This window comes from Thermogutta sp. (assembly GCF_039793925.1).
Classification (GTDB): domain Bacteria; phylum Planctomycetota; class Planctomycetia; order Pirellulales; family Thermoguttaceae; genus Thermogutta.
The window spans coordinates 1-7104 of record NZ_JBAMME010000059.1 but is presented as its reverse complement, the minus strand read 5'-3'; the positions used below and the strand labels follow the sequence as shown (position 1 = coordinate 7104).

Sequence of the window (7104 nt, the reverse complement as noted above, 5' to 3'; positions counted from 1 at the left end):
TATTCATTGGTATCCCCTCCCTTTCGATAGTTTGCTGGGGACTCCTCTTGGCTTTCCCCGAATTACGTCGAAGTATGTGGCCACGATATTCATTTCGGCCACCCCCGTGGCGACTGGCGGATGTGTGCGGAGCATGGTTGGCTCTTATCTTGCTTATCTTTCTGATCACCAGCATCGTTCAGGCAACCACAGGGAATGAGAGTCACACCGGCAACCAGACCATCGCCACAAGTCTGCAGATGCACAAGGGGGAAAAATCGGTTATCAGACAACGAGCGCACTGGGCGATTCTGCTCCTCAGTGAACGACCAAGCATTTCCACGCTTCTTTTAGTTGTCGCCAGCGCGGGTGTACTGGGGCCACTCGTGGAGGAAATCGTCTTTCGTCTGTTTTTCCAGGGATGGCTTCACACCCAGGAACTACGCTGGCAGCGTCTGCGCAATCGTCTCCGACGATTTGGCGGACACCGCATGATCTCCTCGAGCGCGGAAGCTCAATCCCTCACACATGGTTCGGAACCCAGAAAACGCGGAATTCCTGGAGGCGCGGTGTCAGTTATATTATCGGCGTCCGTGTTCGCGCTCCTGCACGCTCGATCCACTGACAATGTTCCTGATCCGGAGACGATCCGAGTGCTCCTCTGGGGACGGACCTTCGCCTACGCTCTATTTCTGGCGTGTTTTTTTGCGTTTGTCGCACAACGGAGTCCCCACCTATGGAGACAGCTAGGTCTGCTGCGGACTTCCGTTCTCTCAGATGTGGCCCTGGGATTGGGTTGGTTCACTGCCGCGGCGTTACCGATCTACGGTCTCCAGTTTTTTCTCTCCACGATTGTTCCCGAGAACATTGTGGTTGACCCGTTGACGATTCTCGGCGTGGGCATAATGCTCGGCACGCTATATGCCAGAACAGGCCGTCTTTTGCCGAGCGTGGTGTTTCACATGAGTCTCAATCTGACCAGTCTGCTGCTGGCGTGGCTGGTTGTGCGCGTTCAATAAGACACAAGCGTGATACCCAGAATTCACGACGACCTTCGCGAATTCCCAACGGGTTCACCCGGCGATTGCCACAGGTCCTGCCTCAGGCGGAGACGATTCAAAACAGCAAAAGGTGTTTTAATGGTAGCAAGCCGTTACAATCATTGGGGTAAAGATGACACATCGGTTCATGCTGAGGGAGTCAGGCAATGCGCAAGTCACCTTTGATTTCATTCCGACTGAGTTCGGCGTGGTTGCTCTCCATTGTGGTCCTTTGTGCCGCAGGTTTGTGGCTTGGTCAACAGTGGCACGATTATCCACCGGTTGCGCGGGCAGAAACGGCTGCCACCAACACAGAAATGAACGCCAAGATCGGTGTCATCGATCTTGCGGCGGTGATGCAACGAATTCCGGAATTACGCGCCGAACTGACAGAACTCCAGAGTGATGTGCAGCGGGCCCAATCGCAATTTCAGAAAAGACAGTCCGAACTTCTCTCACTGCAGAAGGAATTGCAAACCCTTTCTCCGGAAAGTCAGGAGTTTCAACAGCGTCAGCAGACGCTGCAGCAGCAAATGAGCCAACTCCAAATGGAAATGCAACTGCAGCAACAACAGTTCTTCGAGCGGGAGCGAAAGGCATATCTCTCGGCGCTCGGCCGAATCGACGAGGCTGTGCAAAAAGTAGCCCGTGCAAAGGGGCTCATCATCGTCCTGAAACAATCCCGGCCTCCTGCCGCCACGTCCAATCCGCAGGAACTCTTATCATACCTTGCGCGGGAAGTCATTTGGGCGGAACCCAACCTCGATATCACAGACGATGTCATCCGAGAATTACTGGGCCCCCTGCAAAAGTAACAAAGTAGGCTGGCCACCTCGGAATTGGCAATAGGCGTCACTTTACAGAAACGTCCTCTGGGATTCCCAATGTCTCGTACAGGCGGCGTCGCGCCGCTTTGTCCGTCTCCAGGGTTTTCCGGGCATACGACGCAACCTGTTCGGCGAATTCGCGGGGGACCACAATGACGCCATCGCTGTCACCCGCCACCACGTCACCGGGTCGGACTAGCACTCCGCCGACTTCTACAGGGCGGTTGACCGATTCGATCAGATTTCGACCGGGACGTACACCACGACCGGGCCGACGAAAATAAAGTGGGACCTTTTCCAGGGCAATTTCATCGATATCCCGGGCAGTAGCATCGGTGACAACGGCCACACAACCGCGCTTCTTCCAACCAAGAATATTGTTCGAGCCGATTGTCCCCACGTCCGCCCTGTCTGCATCATCGATCACCAGGACAGTACCCGGTCGGATGAGGGGAACAAAAGGTTCCGGTGAAAGCTTCTGGTACCATTCGCTCATCCACTTATCAAATTCCTCGGCGGAAACCGACCCCAAAACAGGCAAGTTACTGGGGACATAGCGAACTGTGACGGCAATTCCCACGAATCGATGGCGCAATTCTACAGGGTCTTTCCACGCCGGGTGGATCTCCGGTGACATCACTCCGACATTTCGGAGGCCTACCTGATCCATGGCATCACAGATGTCGGCAACACGGAGACCTTCGAAAAGTTTCAGAATTCTCGCGTCTTCTTCCTCGGAATACACTGGCGTTTGCAGAAAATCTTTGCCTTTCCGAAGTTCTTCCACCGAGGCGTCGGTTCCACGGGAAGCCGCAACCACTCCTGACGCCACCTCGAAAGCGAAACAGGCTTTATGGTTGGCGGTCGTGTTCGCACCAATGAATATCACAGCCGCGAGAATTCCGACAAATAACGGCACTCCAGCAAGCGTGTAGCGTCGCATCACTCCACCTCTCCTGCTTGGCTTCTTTAACAAATCCCCATTTCTACGTTCCGCTTATCCAAATTCCAACAACCCTACTGAGACGGGTTTCTCGGAGGAGGGGCTACGGGTTGAGGGATAGGAGTTGGTCGCGCGGCGGGAGGCGGCGTAGGCATCGGAGAAGCGGCAACTTCACTTTGCCGGGTGCTCGGTGCAGCCGCGCCAGGGGCTGATGCCTCCGCGGTCTTGGGAACGGCCTTCCGCGTCGGACGTGGCCCCACGGGAATTGTTTCGCCATAGCTTGGCTCTGGGATGACTTCGAGGATTTTCTCAATAATTTGATCGACATCCACACCTTCGGCATCAGCATTGAAATTCGTAAAGATGCGGTGCCGCAACACGGGGAATGCCATCGCGCGAATGTCATCGGCAGTAACAGCAAACCGCCCATGAAGAATGGCGCGTGCTTTGGCCGTTAGAATGAGATTCTGCGCTGCCCGGGGACCGGCCCCCCAGGCCAGCCATTTTTTCACGAACTCTGGACTGGGAGGATCTTTGGGGCGAGTTGCGCGAACCAGGTCCACCGCGTAATCCACCATGTGTTGCGAAGCAGGAACCTGCCGAACAAGCTGCTGAATCCACAGGATATCCCGGCCAGTGAGCACCGGTTGGATCTCATATCTCACAGTCTGCGTTGTAGCCATGACAATTTCCCGCTCCTCTGCCCGAGTGGGATAGGTGATATTGATGGACAACATGAAGCGGTCCAGTTGGGCCTCGGGAAGCGGGTAGGTTCCCTCTTGTTCGATGGGATTCTGCGTGGCCATCACAAAGAATGGCTGCTCCAATGGGTACGTCTTCCCGCCCACCGTCACTTCATACTCTTGCATCGCCTGAAGGAGGGCTGCCTGGGTCTTGGGCGGGGTTCGGTTAATTTCATCGGCCAGAACGATATTGGCAAAAATCGGCCCATGCACAAATCTAAAACTTCGCTTTCCTGTGGTCGGATCAACGTCGATGATCTCCGTTCCTGTGATGTCGCTCGGCATGAGGTCAGGCGTAAATTGAATCCGACTGAATTTCAAATGCATTGCTTTAGCCAGGGTCGAAACGGTGAGCGTTTTCGCCAGGCCAGGCACTCCAATTGTGAGGCAATGTCCGCGGGCAAAGATGCAGATGATCATTTGTTCGATCATTTCATCTTGCCCGATGATAACTTTGTGTACCTCCTTCAGAAGCAGTTCTCGCGCCTGCGCCACGCGACGTACAGCTTCCTCGGGCGACATTTGAGAAGTTGTGCCGGGGTTGGTTTGGGACATAATCTTTCAACCTCCTTCCAATTGCCTCGTCAAAATCCTACATTAGTCTAAGAGCCAGTCTCAAGCAACGGTGATAGGAGTGAGATTCTCGGGAAACATCTGCCCGCGGAAGCAGTTTATGGAACGCATGCACGAGAAACTTACTTTTTGGCTAATAAACGTGACTGGTCAGCGACCTCGTTGCGGAACAGCAAGTTGTTTAGTTTTTTTATTCGTCTGCCTGATGTCTCGTGCAGGCGAGGCCCAACTTTTTCGACGCGCAGGCCATGAGTTTTCATATATCCGGCAAATTGACCTTGCGGCCACGGGCGGAGCAACCATCGCTGTGGTCGAGTTTTATCACCACGGTCAAATTGATCCGCAGGGAAAAAATTTTATTGTGGCTGCGGGAAGTGAGGTGCTCCCCGTCCGAATCCTTCAAATGGGCCCGGGAGATTTCTGTCGCCTGGCTTTTCAGATAACATCCGGTCGCGGACCCTTTGAGATTCTTTACGGTGGCAGTCCTTTTCCAGATGATCGCCGTCCCAAATGGACAGCCCAAGAAGGGCTTCTCCTGGAAATCCGTGAGTACAAGGAGTGCAACCTCAATAGTTTCCAGTCGGTAAAGGCTGCCTTTGAAAGCGCCCGCACGATCGGAGCCGACTACGTTCCGACGGTTTTCCACTCCGGAAATCCATTCGCGACAGTTCCTGGTCCCTACATGAGCCGATATAGCGGTGTTATGCAGATCCCGAAAACAGGGACTTATGGCTTTTATACCTCAAGCCAGGACTGCAGCTTTCTGCTCATTGACGGGAAAATTGTGGCAGAAGCGCCGGGTCGGCACCCACCTGAAAGGCACGCGCGGCCTGGCTTGCGGCAAGATGTGCAATTGACCGCTGGCCCGCATCAGTTCGAGTATTACCATGTGGCGACGAGCGAAGTGGGTGTCGCAGTGGCGGCCTGGGAAGTCGAACCACGTGGCAGTACGCCGGCCCCAGCCTCGATTCCGCCGGAAGTATTTCGGAACGCCGCGATCATCCGTCCCGCTGTAGGCCCTCCCATGAGCCAGAGCCAGCGTTTGTTACCCGATTTCCGGTTCAATTTTGTCGGTACCGTGTCTCTTCCTGACAATGAAATACCGCTCGTTGTTGCAGAGTTTCGTGATGTCTCCCCTCCTGCTCTGGTTTCCTCGGCACGCGTCGAGTGGGACTTCAAAGATGGGCAGACCACCCAGGGCCCCGCGGTGATGCACGTTTTTCTTCGACCCGGACTTTTTGTTGTCAAGGAGACAGTTACCCGTGCGGGCCGACCTTTTGAAATGCCACAAAAAATCTGGATCGGCCCACCAGCCGTGCCACCGCGAGAAACTGGGAAAAACAAGCCCCTCCAATTGGACGATATCCTGCCAATTCTGGATGCGTACAATCCCGCGGCCACCGATGCGCGGTCCCTCCTTCAAATGGTCCAGGCCTACCTGACCAAAGCAGATGAGTTCCTACCGCCACCACCCCCGGACACGGTCTTTGTGGACGAGGAACAGGCCGCAGCCGCCACCCAACAGCCTGCAGTTGATCCCAAGACCAGGGAATCGGAACGTCGCAAGTATCTCATGCGGGCACTGGAAGTTGCCAGGCAAGGTTTGCTGAATGGTAAGCAAATTGGGGACGAGGAACTCTTGCGACTCCTCCGGTTGGTGTCGCCAATCTCTCGTGATGTTTTCGATGACTCCACACTTGCTCTAAATCTCTGGAACAGTGTATTATCCCGTTTGCAGACGGATGCAGCGCGGGCTGAAGCGCATCTTGTCCTCGCAGACATCGAGCTGAACGATTTACTCGCGTTAGCTGAAGCAAAAAAACATCTCGAGGCGGCCGAGAAACTGCTCCAGGATCCCAGTCGCCATGAATATTTGGGAGCCCTTTGCTACCGTTTGCGGGGCGAACTGGCCGCGAGCGAAGGACAGCAGGAGGAGGCGGTGAAGGCACTTCAGCAGGCCGAGCTACTGGTAGCAGTTCGTCGCAACGAAGTGGAACGGACAGCCTGGCGCGGTGCACGGAGTCGTTCCACCGAACAATTCCTGCGGTCCGGGGAATTGGATCGAGCAGCGGCTGAGCTGCGCGCCTGGTCCAATGAGTTTCCTCTGGACATTGTGGAGGGATATTTGCCCCTTTTGTGGGGAAAATACTGGTTCGCTCGGGGCCGGTACGAAGTCGTCACCGCTTTGGCAGATCGGTTGCTCGTCGTGAATCCCTATTCACCCTATATCGAAGAGCTTCTGCTTTTGTCGGCTCGGGCAGACATGGTCCTAAAACGTGTCGATCGGGCAAAGGCGACACTCGAATCCCTGCTGAAAGATTATCCAGGGAGTCCTCTGGTCGGGGAAGCAAAACAGCTCCTGCAGAAGTTGCAGTCCGCAACTTCTGAGCGAAACTAGCGTGTGACACCTGGGGCAACATGGCTTTGCCCAAGGGTTTGATCAAACTCCAAAATGCCAGTTCAATCGTGAAACAAAGCGGCATCTTTCGGTCAATTCTTAATCGAGAGACCAGAAAACAGTAATTGTCATAGGAGTTGTCGATATGGTGCTGGCGCGGATGTGGATGCTTGTAACATGCGCAGCGGTAGCGGGAGCAACCCTGGGGCCCTCGCGCAACATGGGGGCGGGCACGCTCACTCTCCGCATCAAAGGTGCCCCACCGCTTCGACTGGTCGGGGTCATTCAACGGTGGGATCAGGACGGCAATCCTGTCAAACCGGTTGACCCCAAAGCAAAGATCGACGCCCCCGACTGCATTCCCGCAAAACAGACAGCAAACGGCGTGTGGCAGATAGAAAAGCTCGCACCGGGCCGGTATGACGTCGTGATCCTTGGACAGGCCAAACTTCGGATTGATGGGTTTGATTTTCCCCCGGTGCTCGAGTTCGACCCTTTTTTCTCCGGTACTTCCGAGGTCTCCGATGAACACCGCGAAGAAATCGAGTCTCAAATTCGAAATTCGCGGTATTACGAAAACAAAGTGGAACCGTGATCTTTT

At 54.8% G+C, this 7104-nt stretch carries 6 protein-coding genes; 4 read left to right on the top strand and 2 right to left on the bottom strand.

Annotated elements, in window-relative coordinates; all coding sequences use genetic code 11:
- Both ABJK56_RS01790 and ABJK56_RS01785 read left to right on the top strand, forming a co-directional pair.
- A partial coding sequence (locus ABJK56_RS01790; protein ID WP_347242952.1) for a CPBP family glutamic-type intramembrane protease occupies positions 1 to 998 on the top strand: 998 nt, incomplete at its 5' end.
- A 188-nt stretch (positions 999 to 1186) separates the two neighbouring features.
- Entirely contained in the window at positions 1187 to 1834 is a 648-nt protein-coding gene (locus tag ABJK56_RS01785) for an OmpH family outer membrane protein (protein WP_347242951.1), read from the top strand.
- A gap of 37 nt (positions 1835 to 1871) precedes the next feature.
- Here the strand turns inward: ABJK56_RS01785 and ABJK56_RS01780 are convergent, their stop codons facing one another.
- Together ABJK56_RS01780 and ABJK56_RS01775 are read right to left on the bottom strand one after the other, a co-directional pair.
- Positions 1872 to 2789, bottom strand: a complete 918-nt coding sequence (locus tag ABJK56_RS01780; protein ID WP_347242950.1) for an RraA family protein — start codon at positions 2787 to 2789, stop codon at positions 1872 to 1874.
- A 74-nt stretch (positions 2790 to 2863) separates the two neighbouring features.
- Positions 2864 to 4087, bottom strand: coding sequence for a MoxR family ATPase (locus ABJK56_RS01775; protein WP_347242949.1), 1224 nt, complete (start codon positions 4085 to 4087; stop codon positions 2864 to 2866).
- 223 nt (positions 4088 to 4310) lie between these two features.
- Between ABJK56_RS01775 and ABJK56_RS01770 the strand changes: the two genes are divergently transcribed.
- Complete coding sequence (locus ABJK56_RS01770) at positions 4311 to 6503, top strand: PKD domain-containing protein (protein ID WP_347242948.1); 2193 nt, start codon at positions 4311 to 4313, stop codon at positions 6501 to 6503.
- 145 nt (positions 6504 to 6648) lie between these two features.
- Positions 6649 to 7098, top strand: a complete 450-nt coding sequence (locus ABJK56_RS01765; RefSeq protein ID WP_347242947.1) for a hypothetical protein — start codon at positions 6649 to 6651, stop codon at positions 7096 to 7098.
- Positions 7099 to 7104: the final 6 nt, after the last annotated feature.